This window comes from Nocardioides asiaticus (genome assembly GCF_040049175.1).
Classification (GTDB): Bacteria; Actinomycetota; Actinomycetes; order Propionibacteriales; family Nocardioidaceae; genus Nocardioides; species Nocardioides cheoyonin.
The window spans coordinates 926,859-942,982 of record NZ_JBDZDM010000002.1 but is presented as its reverse complement, the minus strand read 5'-3'; the positions used below and the strand labels follow the sequence as shown (position 1 = coordinate 942,982).

The following is a 16,124-nucleotide window of genomic DNA, read 5'->3' as shown; positions in this document are numbered from 1 at the left end:
CTTACGGATGGGGCCCGTCCGACCCGGCCCGGCGCGCGTACGTCAGAATCGAGTGCATGTCCTCCCACGGCCAGGCCGGAGACGAGCGCGAGTCCTCGCCGTACCTCGAGCTCGACCGCGAGGCCTGGGCGAAGCTCGCCTCCGAGACCGAGAGCCCGCTGACCGCCGAGGAGGTCGAGCGCCTCCAGGGGCTCGGGGACTTCATCGACCTGACCGAGGTCGAGGAGGTCTACCTCCCGCTGAGCCGCCTGCTGAGCCTGTACGTCGGGTCCGCGGGCCGGCTCCACCGCGAGCAGGAGGAGTTCCTCCACCAGCCGATCCCGGCGCGCACGCCGTTCGTCGTCGGCCTCGCCGGCTCGGTGGCGGTCGGCAAGTCGACCACCGCGCGCGTGCTTCAGCAGATGCTGGCGCACTGGCCCGAGCACCCCAACGTCGCCCTGGTGACGACCGACGGCTGGCTCTACCCGAACGCCGAGCTCGAGCGCCGCGGGCTGATGGACCGCAAGGGCTTCCCCGAGTCCTACGACAGGCGGGCGCTGCTCAAGTTCGTGGTCGACATCAAGTCGGGCAAGGACGAGGTCGAGGCGCCGGTCTACTCCCACCTCGTCTACGACGTCGTTCCCGGCGAGAAGGTCGTGGTCAAGCGCCCCGACATCCTGATCGTCGAGGGGCTCAACGTCCTCCAGCCCGCGCGCGCCCGCGCCGACGGCACCACGGGGCTCGGGCTGTCGGACTTCTTCGACTTCAGCGTGTACGTCGACGCCGGGACCGCCCACATCAAGGAGTGGTACGTCGAGCGGTTCCTCCGCCTCCGCGAGACCGCCTTCCGCGACCCGTCGTCGTACTTCAGCAAGTACGCCGCCCTCACCCACGACGAGGCGGTCGCGCGGGCCACGCAGATCTGGGACACCATCAACGGCCCCAACCTGGTCCAGAACGTCCTGCCCACCCGCTCCCGCGCGACGCTCGTGCTGCGCAAGGACCGCGACCACTCGGTCCGCTACGTGCGCCTGCGCAAGCTGTAGCGGCACTGGCTCACCGACCTAACGGACCGAGTCCACGATCTCCTCGGCCGCCTCCTGCGGCAGCGCGCCGGCGACACCGACGTCGCGCAGGAGGACGAGCGCCTGGTCGCCGGCGGCGACGACGGTGAGGTGCTGCCGGGCGGGGTTGCAGGGCCCGGGAGGTACGCCGACGTCCGCGTCGACCCGATCCTCGGAGACCCGGAGCCGCACGGGGCCGGTCGGACGCCCGGTGGTGACGTCGAGCGTCGCGGCCTCGGCCCACGCTCGGGCGACGGTCCGCAGCGGGCGACCCGAGCGCGGGACGAACCCGGCGAACGCACGGCTGAGGGTGCGGTCCGACACGCAGGCGCCCTCACGGTAGACCGCCGGTCCGGTGAGGCCCACCAGCCGCCGGCCGTCGGCATCCCGGTAGACGATGCCCGTGTCGGGCGGCGCGATCCGCCAGTGCGCGGCCGGCAGCGTCGCGCTGACGCCGCTGCCGCGCAGCGTCAGGCGCGGCTGCTCCGCGTCGTCGTCGAGGACCAGCGCGGCCGCCGACGTACCGACGACGGCGAGGGCGGCGACGACCCCGAGCACCCAGACGACGCGGCGGAGGACTGTCACGACCCGGGCCTACCCGGCGGGCCGGCTGCGAAACGCGGCCCGGGCGTCATGGGGAGGAAACCGGAGCGGCGACGAGGCGAAACCGCCGGCCGCTAGCCTCGGCGGTTCCGTCGACGAAGGGAGCCCGGTGCCGCTGCAGGTGCTCGACTGGTCCCCGGCCGACTCGCTGGCGCCGGTCGGTCGGGTCGTGGTGGTCGTCCTCGGCGCGACCACCGACGACGGGCGTCTCGCCGAGCTGGTGACGGCCTGCCGGGCCAAGCGCGTCCCCGTCGTCTTCGCGCCGCGGGACGGCGTCGAGCTCCCGCCGGGCCTCGACCCGCGCCCTGAGGAGTACGTCGTCCCGCGCCCGCGCCTGTCGGCGTTCCTCGGCACCGAGCTCGACCTCGTCCTGCGCGGCTTCCGGGCGGAGACGGTCCTTCTGGTCGGCGGGCTCACCGACGTCGACGTCCACTACAGCGGGGTCGACGCCCACCAGCTCGACTACCACCTCCGGACGGACGTCGACCTGCTCCGCGGCTCGAGCGCCCGCCTGCACGACGCGGCGCTGCGCGCGATGAAGTACCTCCAGCGTGACGCACTCGTCTCCGACGCGGCGGTGACCGCGTGGCTCGACGGTCTCGACGTGTCCGGGGAGGCGCCGTGAACGTCCACGGGTCCCCCGCACTGCTCGTCGTCGACTTCCAGGGCGGCGACCTGACCGGCCCCGGCTCGACGTACACCCTCGAGCAGCTCGAGCTGGCCAAGGCGCTCGTCGCCGGCTGCCGCGAGCAGGAGGTCCCGGTCGTGTGGGTGCAGGAGGTGCACAAGCGCCATCTCACCGACATCGGCCGCGAGCTCGACGGCTCCGAGGGTCCGCACTGCCTCGAGGGCGACCTCGCCACCGAGATCGCCCACGGCCTCGGCCCGGTCGGTGACGAGGTCCACCTGCGCAAGCGGCGCTACTCCGCGTTCTTCGCCACCGCGCTGGACCTCGTCCTCGGAACGTACGACGTGGACAGCGTGATCGTCATCGGCGGGTTCACCGACATCTGCGTGCTCTACACCTCGGTCGACGCGCACCAGCGCGACCTTGCCGTCACGGTGGTGACCGACGTCGTCGCCGGGTCGAGCCGACAGGCGCACGACGACGCGCTGGCGATGATCGAGCACCTCCAGGAGGGTGCGCTGGCCACCTCCGAGGAGGTGCTGCGCTGGCTCGCGGCACGGGCCGCCGCCTGATCCTCGCCCGGGAGGCGGGTCAGACAGGCAGGCTCAGCCGCTGGCGTACGACCTCGGCCAGCCGGTCCGCCACCGACTGCGCCTGGTCGTGGGTGGGCGCCTCGACCATGACCCGGACGAGGTTCTCCGTCCCGGACGGGCGCAACAGGATCCGGCCGTCCCCGCCGAGGGCCGCCTCCTCCGCCGCCACGGCGGCGAGCAGGCCCTCGTCGGTGCGCGCGCGGCTCCGGTCGACGTCGGGCACGTTGACGAGCACCTGCGGCAGCCTGGTGACCACCGAGGCCAGCTCCGCGAGCGTCCGGCCGCTCGTGATCATCCGCTGGAGGACCTGGACAGCGGTCAGGATGCCGTCGCCGGTGGTGGCGTGGTCGCTCAGGATGATGTGGCCGGACTGCTCCCCGCCGATCGCGTAGCCGTGCGCGCGCATCTCCTCGAGCACGTAGCGGTCGCCCACGGCGGTCTGCTTCACCGTGATGCCGGCGGCGTCCATCGCCTTCACGAAGCCGAGGTTGCTCATCACCGTCACCACGACGGTGTCGCCGTGGAGGAGGCCGTCCTCGGCGAGGCCGAGCGCGAGGATCGCGATCAACTGGTCGCCGTCGACCAGGTTGCCGGCGGCGTCGACGGCCAGGCAGCGGTCCGCGTCGCCGTCCCAGGCGAACCCGGCGTCGGCGCCGTGGTCGACGACCGCCTTCTGCAGGCTCTCGGGGTGGGTGGACCCGACGCCGTCGTTGATGGAGAGGCCGTCGGGGTCGTTGTTGATCGCGATGACCTTCGCGCCCGCGTCGCTCAGCGCCAGCGGCCCGGCCGAGCAGGCCGCGCCGTTGGCGCAGTCCACGACGACGGTCAGCCCGGCGAGCGGCTTGACCAGGGTGCGCACGAGGTAGGCGGCGTACTCCTCCACCGCGGTGCGGTGGAAGCCGATCCGGCCGACGTCGGCGCCGGTGGGCCGCTCCCACGGCTGGCCGAGCCGGGCCTCGATGCGGTCCTCGAGGGCGTCGTCGAGCTTGAGCCCGCCACGCTGGAGGAACTTGATGCCGTTGTCCGGCATCGGGTTGTGGGACGCGGAGATCACGACACCGAGGTCGGCGTCCAGCGCAGCGGTCAGGTGGGCGACGCCGGGCGTCGGGAGCACGCCGAGGTCGATCACGTCGACGCCCGCCGAGGCGAGCCCGGCAGCGACCGCCGCCTCCAGGAACTCCCCGGAGATCCGCGGGTCGCGGCCGACGACGGCGACCGGCTTGCGGCCCGAGAAATCGCCGGTCTCGGTGAGCACCAGGGCCGCAGAAACGGCGAGGTCCAGGGCCAGGGCGCTGGTGAGGATCTCACCGTTCGCCCGGCCCCGGACCCCGTCCGTGCCGAAGAGGCGTGCCATATGGCGCAGGCTCAGCGCTTGCTGAACTGCGAGGCCTTGCGGGCCTTCTTGAGGCCGGCCTTCTTGCGCTCGACGACGCGGGCGTCGCGGGTGAGCAGACCGGCCTTCTTGAGCGTCGGGCGGTTGGCCTCGACGTCGACGTCGTTGAGCGCGCGGGCCACGCCGAGACGCAGCGCGCCGGCCTGGCCGGCGATGCCGCCGCCGTGGATGCGGGCGATGACGTCGAAGCGGCCCTCGAGCTGCAGCGCGGCGAAGGGCTCGTTGACGATCTGCTGGTGCAGCTTGTTGGGGAAGTAGCTGTCCAGGGTGCGGCCGTTGATGGTCCAGCTGCCGGTGCCCGGGACGATCCGGACGCGGGCGACAGACTCCTTGCGGCGGCCGGTGGCGGCGGCCGGCGCGATGGTGGCCGGGCGGGCCGGGGTGTCAGCGGAGGGGGCGCTCTCGGAGGTGTAGGCGACGCCCTGCTCGTCGACCTCGAAGGTCTCCTCGACCTCGGTGGTGTTCTCAGTCACGAAAGTTCCTCGGATCGATTACTGGGAGATCTGCTTGATCTCGAACGGGACGGCCTTCTGGGCCTGGTGGGGGTGCGTCGGGCCGGAGTAGACCTTGAGCTTCTTCAGCATCTGCCGACCGAGCTTGTTCTTCGGGAGCATGCCCCACACAGCCTTCTCGATCGCCTTGCGAGCGTCCTTCTCGAGGATGTCGCCGATCGGGGTGGCCGTCAGACCGCCCGGGTAACCGGAGTGGCGGTAGGCGAGCTTCTTGGTCGCCTTGTCACCGGAGAGCGAGACCTTCTCGGCGTTGACGACGATGACGAAGTCACCGGTGTCCGCGTTGGGGGCGAAGATCGCCTTGTGCTTGCCGCGCAGGAGGTTGGCGACCTGGACGGCGAGCCGGCCCAGTCGGACATCGGTCGCGTCGATGACGTACCAGGCGCGCTCGACGTCGCCCGGCTTGGGAGCGTAGGTACGCACGTGTGCCTTCTTCGTTCGTTGGTCCCGGACGGCGGTCACCGCCGGGTGATGCTCTCGTGACTTCTGACGAACACGGCCCGGCCTGCCTCATCCCGGCCTCTCGGCTGTGATGATCATCCGGATCTGCGCCCTGGCCGTGCGGACCAGTGACGCGGCAGGAGTCACGACCTCACAAGATTACGGTCCCGCGCGTGCGAGGGTCAAAACGCGGCGTACGCCGGCGGCGGCTGCCTCAGCTGAGGGTGCCGCCGCTCGACTGATCGTCCTGCTGGTCGTCCCACTGACCACTCGAGCTGCCGCCCCACTGGCCACTCGAGCTGCCGTCAGAGCTGCCACTCGAGCTGCCGTCCGAGCTGCCGCCCTGCGCGCCCTGGCCGGGCTGCTGGAACTGCCCGCCGCCGGGGAGCTGGCCGCCGGGGAGCTGACCACCCGGGAACTGCCCCCCGGGGAACTGCCCGCGCCCCGGCGTCTGCCCGTCGGAGCCGCTCGACGCGATCGCCATCAGACCGGCGCCGGCACCGGCGCCGACGATCAGCCCGGCCACGCCGACCGCGACAATGCTCCGGAACGCGAAGAGCCGGTCGCGCAGACGCCGCCGGGGGGGCTGGCTGTCGGGCCGCCAGCCGGGCGGAGGTGTGGACGGCGGTCCGAAGACCGGCGGCGCCGGCGCGGCCGGGGTCTGGGTGGCACTCTGCTCACTCATGGCGCCCAGCCTGCGCCCCCAGCCTGTGGCGAGGCTGTGTGCGGGCTACGGCGGCGCCGAGAACAGACACGGCGGGGGTGGTGCACAACCCGCGTACGATCACGTAGGGTGACATTGTCGGACAATCCGACGAAGCCCGTACGACGACCGCGAGGAGCGCGCCATGACCATGCTCGACCCCCAGGCCGCCACGAGCACCCCGCTGAGCCCGGACCTCTTCGAGGCGGCCGAGGCCAGGACCGCTCACAACTACCACCCGCTCCCGGTCGTCGTGGCCCACGCCGAGGGGGCGTGGATGACCGACGTCGACGGCCGGCGCTACCTCGACATGCTCGCCGGCTACAGCGCGCTCAACTTCGGCCACGGCCACCCGGCGCTGCTCGCGGCGGCCCACGAGCAGCTCGACCGGGTGACGCTGACCAGCCGGGCGTTCGTCAACGACCGGTTCGCCGAGTTCACGGCCAAGCTGGGCGACCTGTGCGGCAAGGACCTGGTCCTGCCCATGAACACCGGCGCCGAGGCCGTCGAGACGGCGATCAAGGTGGCCCGCAAGTGGGGCTACGAGGTCAAGGGCGTCCCGGCTGGGCAGGCCGAGATCGTGGTCATGGCCGGCAACTTCCACGGCCGCACGACCACGATCGTGGGCTTCTCCGACGACCCGGACGCTCGGGACGGCTTCGGGCCCTACACGCCCGGGTTCCGGACCGTTCCGTACGGCGACCTGGCCGCCGCCGAGGCGGCGATCGGCCCCAACACGGTGGCGGTGCTGGTCGAGCCGATCCAGGGCGAGGGCGGCGTGATCATCCCGCCGGCGGGCTACCTCGCGGGGCTGCGCGAGCTGTGCACCCGGGAGAATGTCCTGCTCGCCTGCGACGAGATCCAGTCCGGCCTCGGCCGCACGGGCCGCACGTTCGCCAGCGACCACGAGGACGTCGTCCCGGACCTCTACATCCTCGGCAAGGCGCTCGGGGGCGGGATCGTCCCGGTCTCGGCCGTGGTGGCCGACCGCGACGTCCTCGGCGTGCTCAGGCCCGGCGAGCACGGCTCCACGTTCGGCGGCAACCCGCTCGCCTGCGCGGTCGCCGTCGGCGTACTCGACCTGCTCGCCACCGGCGCCTTCCAGGAGCGCGCCGCCGAGCTCGGCCTCGAGCTCCGCGACCGGCTCGCCGCGATGGTCGGCCGCGGCGTGACCGCCTTCCGCAGCCGCGGGCTGTGGGCGGGGGTCGACGTCGACCCGTCCGTCGGCACCGGCCGTGAGGTCTGCGAGGCGCTGATGGCGCGCGGGGTGCTCGCCAAGGACACGCACGGCTCCACGATCCGGCTCGCTCCCCCGCTGGTCGTCTCGCCCGACGACCTGCACTGGGGGCTCGACCAGCTCGCCGCGGTCGTCGGCGGCTGAGGGTGATCGAGCAGCGGTGCGCACGCAACCCTTTGAGCGATCATGTCGGTTGCTCACGCACCGCCGCCCGGGCAGCGCCGTCACCAGCGGTGGCTGAGCAACCAGACAGCCCGATCGATCGGTTGCTCACGCACCGCTGGCGGGCAGCGCGGTCATCAGCGCCGGCAGCGACCCGACGAGCAGGTCGAGCAGCTCGTCACGGGTGACACCCGACTCCCCGGCCTTCCAGGCGAGCACGAGCTGCTCGGTCATCGCCTGCCAGCCGCGCACGAGCAGACGCGAGGCGGGCGTGTCGGGGACGACGTCGGTCTCGGTGGCGAAGACGCGGTCGGTCAGCTTGCCGAAGGCCTCGTCGTAGATCGCCCGCAGCGCCGGGTCGCTCGCGGCGCCCCGCACCAGCGAGAGGTAGCCCTCGTAGTTGGCGTCCACGAAGTCGACGTACGCCCTTACCGAGTGCAGCAGCTTGGACAGGGCGTCACCCTCGCCCGGTGGCTCCGACTGGGCGACGAGGTCGTCGGCGGCCCGGCGTACGACCGCCTCGCGGAACGCGACCTTGTCGCCGAAGTAGTGGTAGAGCAGCCCGCGCGAGATCCCGGCCTCCTGGGCGAGCAGGTCGATCGAGATCTCCTCGAGGGAGCGTCGGGCGAAAAGGCGTACGCCGAGGTCGAGCAGCTGGGCCCGCCGCTCCTCGGGGGACAGCCGGGTCCGGGCGCTCGTCGACATGCCCACCAGTCTATTGACACTCATTCAATAAGCAACCTACGGTGAGTGACCATGACCACCACGGACCAGATCCAGGCTGATCACGAGGTCGACCACCTGATCATCGGTGCCGGCTTCGGAGGCCTCTGCGCCGCGATCAAGCTCGACGAGGACGGCGAGCGCGACTTCGTCGTGATCGAGAAGGGCTCCGACGTCGGCGGCACCTGGCGCGACAACACCTACCCCGGCGCCGCCTGCGACGTGCCGAGCCAGCTCTACAGCTACTCGTTCGCACCCAACCCGGAGTGGTCGATGAGCTTCTCCCCGCAGCCGGAGATCTGGGCCTACATCCAGCGGGTCGCGCGCGAGTCCGGCACCCTCGACCGGTTCGTCTTCGACACCGAGGTCACCAGCGCCGCCTGGGACGACCGCGTCCAGCGGTGGCTCGTGCGGACCGCCGGCCCGAACGGCCAGGCGACGTACGCCGCGCGCACCCTCATCGCCGGGCCCGGCGCCCTCTCGGAGCCGAAGCTTCCCGACATCGAGGGCATCGAGGGCTTCCAGGGGGAGATCTTCCACTCCGCCCGCTGGAACCACGACGTCGACCTCGCCGGCAAGCGGGTCGCCGTCATCGGCACCGGCGCCAGCGCGATCCAGATCGTCCCCGAGATCCAGAGGACGGTCGGCCACCTCGACGTCTACCAGCGCACCGCACCGTGGGTGATCCCGCGCAACGAGCACCACTACACCCCGTTGGAGAAGGCGGCGTTCCGGCACGTGCCCGGCCTCCAGCGGGCCGCCCGCACCGCGATCTACTGGGGGCGCGAGCTCTACGTCCCCGCGTTCACCAAGAACCCGAAGCTCGCGCTGCCCGCGAAGCTCGCCGCGCTGCGCAACATCCGCAAGGGCATCGCCGACCCGCAGCTGCGCCGGAAGGTCACGCCGTCGTACGAGATCGGCTGCAAGCGCATCCTGATCTCCAACACCTACTACCCCGCGCTGGCGGCGGACAACGTCGACCTGGTGACCGACCGGATCGAGAAGGTGACCGGCAGCGCCGTCGTCACCGCCGACGGCACGGAGCGCGAGATCGACGTGCTGATCGTCGCCACCGGCTTCTACACCACCGACATGCCGATCGCCCACCGGATCACCGGCCGCACCGGCCGGCTGATGAGCGAGCGGTTCGCCGAGACCGGCACGGCGGCCTACAAGGGCTCGACGGTCCCGGAGTTCCCCAACTTCTTCTTCGTCGTCGGCCCCAACACCGGCCTCGGGCACTCCTCGATGGTCTTCATCATCGAGTCGCAGGTGCACTACGTCCGGGACGCGATCCGCACGATGCGGGTCAACGACTTCGCCACGGTCGAGCCGACCGAGGAGGCCTTCGCGGCCTGGAACGCCGACATCCAGGAGCGGATGAAGCCGACCGTGTGGAGCTCCGGCGGCTGCGCGTCGTGGTACCTCGACGAGCACGGCCGCAACACCACCCTCTGGCCGCGGACCACGTTCGCGTTCCGCCATCTCACCCACAGCTTCGACGTCGACAAGTACGCCGTCACCGCCCCGGTCCCGACCAAGGAAGAGGCCCTCGCATGAAGTCCCTCGACGACAAGGTCGTCGCCCTGACCGGTGCCGGCTCCGGCATCGGCCGCGCGCTGGCCCTCGATCTCGCCCGGCGCGGCTCGCTGCTGGCGCTCTCCGACATCAACGAGGCCGGTCTCGCGGAGACCGTCGAGCTCGCCAAGCAGGCCGGCGCGAAGGCGATCAAGGCCGACCGGCTCGACGTCGCGGACCGCTCCGCGTTCGAGGCGTACGCCGCGGGCGTGGCCGACCACTTCGGACGGGTGAACGTGGCGATCAACAACGCCGGCGTCGCACTGTCGGGTGACTTCGTCGACCTCGAGTGGGACGACATCGACTGGATCACGGGGATCAACTTCTGGGGGGTCGTCCACGGCTCGAAGTTCTTCCTGCCGCACCTGATCGCCTCCGGCGACGGCCACCTGGTCAACGTCTCCAGCCTGTTCGGGCTGGTGTCGATGCCGGGCCAGAGCATGTACAACGCCGCGAAGTACGCCGTACGCGGCATGTCCGAGGCCATCCGCGAGGAGATGCTGGTCGCGAAGCACCCGGTCGGCGTCACCGTCGTCCACCCGGGCGGCATCAAGACCGCGATCGCCCGCTCCGGGCGCGCCTCGGCCCATGAGGACGCGGCGGAGATCGCCAGGTTCTTCGACGAGAAGCTCGCGAAGACGACGCCGGAGAAGGCGGCCGAGGTGATCATCCGCGGGGTCCTGCACAAGCAGGCCCGGGTGCTCATCGGCCTCGACGCCCACGCCATCCACCAGTTCGGCAGGATCGCCGGCTCGCGCTACCAGGACATCGTCGCCGTCCTCTCCCCGCGGCTCCAGCCACGCAAGAAGGGCTGACACCCGGTGCGCGGCCGGCTGCCGCCCGGGGCGCCGGTCACCCTGCTCTCCATGAAGTGGGGCGACCGGCCGCACGGAGGTTTCACCGGCCCCTACCTCGGCGCCGACGACCACGGCGACTGGTTCGGCCATCCGGTCGGCACCACCAAGCAGCGCAGCGGGACCACCTACGTCTCGCCCTACTCCGCCGTCATCCTCGTCCACGCCGACGGCCGGGCCGCCCTCTCCGCCTTCTTCCGGAGCACCCCCAACCAGGTCCACACCTATGTCGACATCTGCACCCCGCCGACGTGGCATGGCGACACGGTCCGCATCACCGATCTGGACCTCGACGTCGTACGCCTCGAGGACGGCACGGTCTTCCTCGACGACGAGGACGAGTTCGAGGAGCATCGGGTCGCCTACGGCTACCCGGCGGAGGTGGTGAGGATGGCGCGCGAGTTCGCAGACTGCGTCCTCGCCGGCGTCCGCGTCGGCACGGCGCCGTACGACGGCAGCTCGGAGCGCTGGTTCAGGGTCCTCGACTCACTCACCTGTGAGTGAGTCCGGGCAGACTGTGTCCATGGAGCGCTTCGAGCCGGGCCACCCCGTCACCGTCGAGATGACGAAGTGGGGCGGCCGGCCGCACTGGCGCTTCCACGGTGTCTACCTCGGCGCCGACGAGCACGGCGAGTGGATCGGCTACCCGCCCGGGTCCCGCTACTCGCGACCGGGGAGGGCGATCGAGGCGGACTGGGCGGCGGTCGGCATCGTGCCGCACCACGACGCCGCCCACCTTCCGACCTTCAACCGGCCCAACAGCACGGTGAGCTCCGAGATCTACGTCGACATGACGACGCCGCCGGTGTGGGACGACGACGTGGTCAGCTCGATCGACCTCGACCTCGACGTGGTGCGGAGGTTCGACGGGACGATCGCGATCGTCGACCAGGACGAGTTCGAGGCCCACCAGCTCGAGTACGGCTACCCGCCGGAGATCATCACGATGGCCGAGGAGTCAGCGGAGCGGGTCTACGCCGCGGTGAGCAGCGGCGCCCCGCCGTACGACGGCAGCGCGGAGCGCTGGTTCGCGGCTCTCGAGGAGCTTGCCACGACCTGATCACAGGGTGACCGGCGAGTATCCCGGCGAGTAGCCCCGGCCCGGCCGATCGGGTCAGAGCATGGGACACCGAGTTCCGGCAGGTGGGATGGGCGCGTTACCGTTCAATGTGTGACTGAATCTCTCACCGTGCGCGACAACCGCACCGGGATCGAGTACGACGTCCCGATCGCCGACGGCACCATCCGCGCCGCCGACCTCGGGAAGATCAAGGCCGCCGACGACAGTCCGGGGCTGGCCGTGTACGACCCCGGCTTCGTCAACACCGCTTCCTGCCGCTCCTCCGTCACCTACATCGACGGCGACAAGGGAGTGCTGGAGTATCGCGGCTATCCCATCGAGCAGCTGGCCGAGTCCTCGAGCTTCCTCGAGGTCGCCTACTTGCTGATCCACGGCGACCTGCCCACCAAGGAGCAGTTCGAGCAGTGGGTGCACGAGATCACCTTCCACACCTTCGTGCACGAGAACATCAAGGGCTTCATGGAGGGCTTCCGCTACGACGCCCATCCGATGGGGATGCTGATGGCCTCGGTCGGCGCACTGTCGACCTTCTATCCCGACGCGCGCAACATCATGGACCCGGACAACCGCCATCTGCAGGTCGTCCGGATGATCGCGAAGATGCCGACTCTCGGCGCGTGGTCGTTCCGTCACGCCCAGGGCAAGCCGTACGTCTACCCCGACAACGAGCTGTCCTACACGGCCAACTTCCTCTCGATGCTCTTCAAGATGAGCGAGCCGACGTACGCCGCCGACGAGCGCATCGTGAAGGCCCTCGACACGCTCTTCATCCTGCACGCCGACCACGAGCAGAACGCCTCCGCCAACGCGGTCCGCAGCGTCGGCTCGACCCAGGTCGACCCGTACTCCGCGATCGCGTCCGGCGTCGGGGCGCTCTACGGCCCGCTCCACGGCGGCGCCAACGAGGCGGTCCTGCGGATGCTCAAGCGGATCGGCTCGGTCGACAACATCCCGGCGTTCATCGACGGCGTGAAGGCCGGCAACGAGCGCCTGATGGGCTTCGGTCACCGCGTCTACAAGAACTACGACCCGCGCGCCAAGATCATCAAGAAGGCCTGCGACGACGTCTTCGAGGTCACCGGGGTCAACCCGCTCCTCAAGGTCGCCCAGGAGCTGGAGAAGATCGCGCTCGAGGACGAGTACTTCGTCAAGCGCCGGCTCTACCCCAACGTCGACTTCTACTCCGGCCTGATCTACGAGGCGCTGGAGTTCCCGCCGGAGATGTTCACCGTCCTGTTCGCCATCGGGCGTACGCCGGGCTGGCTGGCCCAGTGGCTCGAGCTGGTGCAGGACAAGGAGCAGAAGATCGCCCGCCCGAAGCAGATCTACACCGGGCAGCGCGGTCTCACCTTCACCCCTGCCGAGCAGCGCTGGACCTGAGCACTCACCGCGCATGAGTGAGACGATCTCGGCGGTCGTCTGGGACTTCGGCAACGTCTTGATCTCGTGGGACCCGTTCCCCGCGGTCGCGGCCGGCGTCGGCGAGGCCGAGGCGCACCGGTTCTTCGAGGAGTTCGACTTCCAGAGCTGGAACTACGCCTGCGACGCGGGCGGGACCTGGGCCGAGGCGATGCGGCAGCTCGAGGAGGAGAACCCGCACTGGCTGCGCCACGGCCGGGCCTACGTCGACAACTTCCCGCTCTCGCTCGTCGGACCCGTGCCCGGCACCCACGAGCTCGTGCGCGAGCTGCATGCCGGCGGCGTACGCCAGCTGGGGCTGACCAACTGGTCCCACGAGCTCTACCCCCACGCGCCGGAGACGTACGACGTCGTGGGGCTGCTCGACGACGTCGTGGTGTCCGGCACGGAGAAGCTGGCGAAGCCCGACCCGGCGATCTACCGGCTCGTGGGCGAGCGCGCCGGCGCACCGCTGGAGCGGCTGGTCTTCGTCGACGACAGCCCGGCCAACGTCGCCGCGGCGAGCGAGCTCGGGATGCGCGCGATCCGCTTCACCGACGCCGACTCCCTGCGCGTGCAGCTGCGCGCGGCCGGCCTGCCGGTCTGACCGATCGGCTGCGATACTCCGGCCATGACCGCTGACCCCGTCGACTGGGACGCCAGGTACGCCGCGCAGACCACCCCGTGGGACCTCGGCGGGCCCGTGCCGCTGCTCACCGAGGCGCTCGACGAGGGCCGGCTGGGTCGGCCCGGCACGGCGCTCGTGCCCGGCGCCGGGCGGGGCTACGACGCCGGAGCGCTCGCCGCGGCCGGATGGTCGGTCACCGCGGTCGACCTCTCCCCCACGGCCGCCGGCTACTCCGCTGAGCACCACCCGGCGGTGTCGTCCGCCGTCGGCGACGCGCTCGACACGGCCTTCGTCCTCGAGCGGACCGGCGGACCCGTCGACCTGCTGTGGGACCACACCTTCTTCTGCGCCGTGCCGCTCGAGCTGCGCCCGCGCGTCGCCGAGCTGGCTGACGCGGTGGTCACCACCGGTGGCCTCCTCGCGAGCTGCGTCTTCCCGATCGGGCGGCCGGCCTCGGAGGGCGGCCCGCCGTACGCCTACGACGTCGACGACCTCGGGGCTCTGCTCGAGGGCTTCGAGCAGGTCCACGTCGGGCCGGAGGTGACGGTGCCCACGCGTGCCTGGCCGCACCGGCTCGCGCTCTGGCGGCGTCTCTAGACCGCTTCGTGGCTCCGTCGCCACCCACGCGGCGCGCTCGCTCCGCTTCGCGCGCCGCTGGTCAGCCGAAGAGCTCGCTGAGGTCGACCGGCACCTCGATGCCGGCGTACGACAGCCGGACCCGGCCGCCGGACCACCGGCCGCTCTGGGCGTAGCGGCCGCCGCGCAGCTCGTGGGTCACGAGCACGGGCCGGTCGGGGTCGACCAGCCAGTACGCCGGGGCGCCCCACGCGGCGTACCGCTCCGCCTTCGCGACGTGGTCGTCGTGGGGCCGGCTGGTCCGGATGTCGACGACCAGGGCGGGCGGACCGGAGACGTTGGGGCGAACGTCGTCGGCGGCGTGCACCATCAGGTCGGGCACCAGCCGCTCGCGTACGCCGTCCGGCGACCAGCCCCAGCCGCGCGTCACCTGCGTCCCCTCCGGATGGTAGCTCTGCAGGATCTCGGCCAGCCGGTCGGAGAGCCGCCGGTGGCGCGGGCTGTTGTGGGGAACGACGACCAGCGCTCCGGCGTAGTACTCGCTGAGGCGCGGCTCGTCGAGGTTGAGGTACTGCTCCCAGGTCATCCCGACCCGGATCAGGCCACTCGGCACGTCTCGATGTTCGCACGCCTCAGGGCAGGCTCGGCAATCCGCGACGACGTAACCAGTCGTTGAACAGTCCGGTCAGGTCGGCCCCGGTCACCTCGGCCGCGAGCGCCTCGAAGTCGGCGGTCGTGACGGTCCCGCCGCGGTGCCGGGCGACCCACTCGCGCAGGAGCCGGAAGAAGCCGTCGTCCCCGACGACGGTGCGCAGGGCGTGCAGCGTGAGCGCGCCCCGCTTGTAGACCCGGTCGTCGAACATCAGGTCCGGGCCGGGATCTGCCAGCACGAGGTCCTGCGGCAGCTTGGTGAGCCGGGCGTGGTGGTGGGCGGCGTGCTCGGCCGCAGGCTCGCCGCCGCCGGCCTCGGACCAGAGCCACTCGGCGTAGCAGGCGAAGCCCTCGTGCAGCCAGATGTGCTCCATCGACGCCATCGTGACGGTGTTGCCGAACCACTGGTGGGCGAGCTCGTGGGCGACGAGCCGGACGTGCTTCCACTCGGAGGTGAGGAAGTTGCGCCCGAACGTCGACAGCGACTGCGACTCCAGCGGGATCTCGAGGTCGTCCTCGGTGACGACGACGGTGTAGGCGTGGAAGGGGTAGGGCCCGAACGCTTGCGAGAAGTACGCCATCATCTCGGGCTGCCGGCCGAACGCCTTGCGGTAGCCGGCCCGCGCGTCCGCCGGGATCGCCGCCCGCATCGGGACCGAGCCCTCGCCGCCGTCGACCTCGAGGAGCTCGTAGCGGCCGATCTGCACCGTCGCGAGGTACGGCGACATCGGCTCGTCCTGCTCGTAGACCCAGGTCTCCCCGGACCCGCGCCGGATCCGCCGTGCGAGCACCCCGTTGGAGACGACCGTGTAGTTGTGGGCGGTCGTGACGGCGATGGTGTACGCCGCCTTGTCGTCGCAGCGGTCGTTGCAGGGGAACCACGTGGGCGCGCCGTGGGGCTGGCCGGCCACGATGACTCCGTCCTCGAGCTCCTCCCAGCCGGCGTCGCCGTGGTGCGACAGCACGAGCGGCCGGGGCCGGCCGGCGTACCTCACCTGGAGGCGCAGGCGCTCCCCGGCCGCGACCGGTGTCCGCAGGTCGACGACGAGGCGGTGGTTGCGGTGGGCGTACTTGCGGGGCGCCTTGCCGTCGACCGTCACCTTCCGCACCTGGAGGTGGGCGAGGTCGAGCACCACCCGGCTCAGCTCGGTGACGGCGACCGCGTCGATCACGGCCGTCCCGGTGAGCCGGTTGCCGACGAGGTCATAGTCGAGCTCGAGGTCGTACCGCTCGGCGCTCCAGGACGGGTCGCCGTGGCCCGGCAGGTACGGGTCGGCGGTGGGGAGGGACGGCACGGGCGGCACCCTAGCGGCCCGCCCC

At 71.3% G+C, this 16,124-nt stretch carries 19 protein-coding genes; 11 read left to right on the top strand and 8 right to left on the bottom strand.

The window, feature by feature from the left end:
- Positions 1–56: 56 nt before the first annotated feature.
- Positions 57–1,025 (top strand): type I pantothenate kinase, encoded by a 969-nt coding sequence (gene coaA, locus ABLE53_RS10450; protein ID WP_348858806.1) that lies wholly within the window; start codon positions 57–59, stop codon positions 1,023–1,025.
- 18 nt (positions 1,026–1,043) lie between these two features.
- On the opposite strand, the gene ABLE53_RS10445 is transcribed toward coaA, so the two are convergent.
- Positions 1,044–1,628 carry a DUF8017 domain-containing protein gene (locus tag ABLE53_RS10445; RefSeq protein ID WP_348858805.1) on the bottom strand — a complete coding sequence of 195 codons (585 nt, stop codon included), beginning with the start codon at positions 1,626–1,628 and terminating at the stop codon, positions 1,044–1,046.
- A 127-nt stretch (positions 1,629–1,755) separates the two neighbouring features.
- Here ABLE53_RS10445 and ABLE53_RS10440 point away from each other — a divergent pair, with 127 nt between their 5' ends.
- Positions 1,756–2,271 (top strand): cysteine hydrolase family protein, encoded by a 516-nt coding sequence (locus tag ABLE53_RS10440; protein WP_348858804.1) that lies wholly within the window; start codon positions 1,756–1,758, stop codon positions 2,269–2,271.
- Positions 2,268–2,846, top strand: a complete 579-nt coding sequence (locus ABLE53_RS10435; protein ID WP_348858803.1) for a cysteine hydrolase family protein — start codon at positions 2,268–2,270, stop codon at positions 2,844–2,846. Before ABLE53_RS10440 ends, ABLE53_RS10435 begins: the two co-directional genes overlap by 4 nt.
- 19 nt (positions 2,847–2,865) lie before the next feature.
- Here the strand turns inward: ABLE53_RS10435 and glmM are convergent, their stop codons facing one another.
- The 4 genes from glmM to ABLE53_RS10415 all read right to left on the bottom strand — a co-directional run bounded on the left by glmM (position 2,866) and on the right by ABLE53_RS10415 (position 5,898).
- Complete coding sequence (glmM, locus tag ABLE53_RS10430; protein WP_348858802.1) at positions 2,866–4,221, bottom strand: phosphoglucosamine mutase; 1,356 nt, start codon at positions 4,219–4,221, stop codon at positions 2,866–2,868.
- Positions 4,222–4,232: 11 nt separating this feature from the next.
- Positions 4,233–4,733: a 30S ribosomal protein S9 gene (gene rpsI / locus ABLE53_RS10425; RefSeq protein ID WP_348858801.1), complete on the bottom strand. Its 501-nt coding sequence runs from the start codon at positions 4,731–4,733 to the stop codon at positions 4,233–4,235.
- Positions 4,734–4,751: 18 nt separating this feature from the next.
- Positions 4,752–5,195: a 50S ribosomal protein L13 gene (gene rplM, locus ABLE53_RS10420; protein ID WP_348858800.1), complete on the bottom strand. Its 444-nt coding sequence runs from the start codon at positions 5,193–5,195 to the stop codon at positions 4,752–4,754.
- Positions 5,196–5,427: 232 nt separating this feature from the next.
- Positions 5,428–5,898 carry a hypothetical protein gene (locus ABLE53_RS10415; protein WP_348858799.1) on the bottom strand — a complete coding sequence of 157 codons (471 nt, stop codon included), beginning with the start codon at positions 5,896–5,898 and terminating at the stop codon, positions 5,428–5,430.
- 169 nt (positions 5,899–6,067) lie between these two features.
- Here ABLE53_RS10415 and rocD point away from each other — a divergent pair, with 169 nt between their 5' ends.
- On the top strand, positions 6,068–7,297 hold the full coding sequence (rocD, locus tag ABLE53_RS10410; RefSeq protein ID WP_348858865.1) for an ornithine--oxo-acid transaminase: 1,230 nt from the start codon (positions 6,068–6,070) through the stop codon (positions 7,295–7,297).
- 126 nt (positions 7,298–7,423) lie between these two features.
- Here the strand turns inward: rocD and ABLE53_RS10405 are convergent, their stop codons facing one another.
- Positions 7,424–8,020 carry a TetR/AcrR family transcriptional regulator gene (locus ABLE53_RS10405; protein ID WP_348858798.1) on the bottom strand — a complete coding sequence of 199 codons (597 nt, stop codon included), beginning with the start codon at positions 8,018–8,020 and terminating at the stop codon, positions 7,424–7,426.
- A gap of 51 nt (positions 8,021–8,071) precedes the next feature.
- Between ABLE53_RS10405 and ABLE53_RS10400 the strand changes: the two genes are divergently transcribed.
- The 7 genes from ABLE53_RS10400 (at position 8,072) to ABLE53_RS10370 (ending at position 14,174) form a co-directional block, all read left to right on the top strand.
- Positions 8,072–9,598 carry a flavin-containing monooxygenase gene (locus ABLE53_RS10400; protein ID WP_348858797.1) on the top strand — a complete coding sequence of 509 codons (1,527 nt, stop codon included), beginning with the start codon at positions 8,072–8,074 and terminating at the stop codon, positions 9,596–9,598.
- On the top strand, positions 9,595–10,431 hold the full coding sequence (locus tag ABLE53_RS10395) for an SDR family NAD(P)-dependent oxidoreductase (protein WP_348858796.1): 837 nt from the start codon (positions 9,595–9,597) through the stop codon (positions 10,429–10,431). Before ABLE53_RS10400 ends, ABLE53_RS10395 begins: the two co-directional genes overlap by 4 nt.
- A 51-nt stretch (positions 10,432–10,482) precedes the next feature.
- Positions 10,483–10,974 carry a DUF402 domain-containing protein gene (locus ABLE53_RS10390; RefSeq protein WP_348858795.1) on the top strand — a complete coding sequence of 164 codons (492 nt, stop codon included), beginning with the start codon at positions 10,483–10,485 and terminating at the stop codon, positions 10,972–10,974.
- Positions 10,975–10,993: 19 nt separating this feature from the next.
- A complete protein-coding gene (locus ABLE53_RS10385) occupies positions 10,994–11,530 on the top strand; it encodes a DUF402 domain-containing protein (protein ID WP_348858794.1) in 537 nt (178 codons plus the stop codon).
- Positions 11,531–11,641: 111 nt separating this feature from the next.
- A complete protein-coding gene (locus ABLE53_RS10380) occupies positions 11,642–12,931 on the top strand; it encodes a citrate synthase (RefSeq protein ID WP_348858793.1) in 1,290 nt (429 codons plus the stop codon).
- 13 nt (positions 12,932–12,944) lie between these two features.
- A complete protein-coding gene (locus ABLE53_RS10375; protein WP_348858792.1) occupies positions 12,945–13,556 on the top strand; it encodes an HAD family hydrolase in 612 nt (203 codons plus the stop codon).
- 24 nt (positions 13,557–13,580) lie between these two features.
- Complete coding sequence (locus ABLE53_RS10370) at positions 13,581–14,174, top strand: class I SAM-dependent methyltransferase (RefSeq protein ID WP_348858791.1); 594 nt, start codon at positions 13,581–13,583, stop codon at positions 14,172–14,174.
- A 61-nt stretch (positions 14,175–14,235) separates the two neighbouring features.
- Here ABLE53_RS10370 and ABLE53_RS10365 read toward each other — a convergent pair whose 3' ends face one another.
- Both ABLE53_RS10365 and ABLE53_RS10360 read right to left on the bottom strand, forming a co-directional pair.
- A complete protein-coding gene (locus ABLE53_RS10365) occupies positions 14,236–14,766 on the bottom strand; it encodes a Uma2 family endonuclease (protein WP_348858790.1) in 531 nt (176 codons plus the stop codon).
- 19 nt (positions 14,767–14,785) lie between these two features.
- On the bottom strand, positions 14,786–16,099 hold the full coding sequence (locus tag ABLE53_RS10360) for a M1 family metallopeptidase (RefSeq protein WP_348858788.1): 1,314 nt from the start codon (positions 16,097–16,099) through the stop codon (positions 14,786–14,788).
- Between the last annotated feature and the right edge of the window lie 25 nt (positions 16,100–16,124).

Excerpts from the sequence above, each read along its gene's own strand:
- coaA (WP_348858806.1), top strand. The coding sequence starts at position 57 with ATGTCCTCCCACGGCCAGGCCGGAGACGAGCGCGAGTCCTCGCCGTAC.
- glmM (WP_348858802.1), bottom strand. The coding sequence starts at position 4,221 with ATGGCACGCCTCTTCGGCACGGACGGGGTCCGGGGCCGGGCGAACGGT.
- ABLE53_RS10415 (WP_348858799.1), bottom strand. The coding sequence starts at position 5,898 with ATGAGTGAGCAGAGTGCCACCCAGACCCCGGCCGCGCCGGCGCCGCCG.
- rocD (WP_348858865.1), top strand. The coding sequence starts at position 6,068 with ATGCTCGACCCCCAGGCCGCCACGAGCACCCCGCTGAGCCCGGACCTC.
- ABLE53_RS10405 (WP_348858798.1), bottom strand. The coding sequence starts at position 8,020 with ATGTCGACGAGCGCCCGGACCCGGCTGTCCCCCGAGGAGCGGCGGGCC.
- ABLE53_RS10400 (WP_348858797.1), top strand. The coding sequence starts at position 8,072 with ATGACCACCACGGACCAGATCCAGGCTGATCACGAGGTCGACCACCTG.
- ABLE53_RS10395 (WP_348858796.1), top strand. The coding sequence starts at position 9,595 with ATGAAGTCCCTCGACGACAAGGTCGTCGCCCTGACCGGTGCCGGCTCC.
- ABLE53_RS10390 (WP_348858795.1), top strand. The coding sequence starts at position 10,483 with ATGAAGTGGGGCGACCGGCCGCACGGAGGTTTCACCGGCCCCTACCTC.
- ABLE53_RS10385 (WP_348858794.1), top strand. The coding sequence starts at position 10,994 with ATGGAGCGCTTCGAGCCGGGCCACCCCGTCACCGTCGAGATGACGAAG.
- ABLE53_RS10375 (WP_348858792.1), top strand. The coding sequence starts at position 12,945 with ATGAGTGAGACGATCTCGGCGGTCGTCTGGGACTTCGGCAACGTCTTG.
- ABLE53_RS10370 (WP_348858791.1), top strand. The coding sequence starts at position 13,581 with ATGACCGCTGACCCCGTCGACTGGGACGCCAGGTACGCCGCGCAGACC.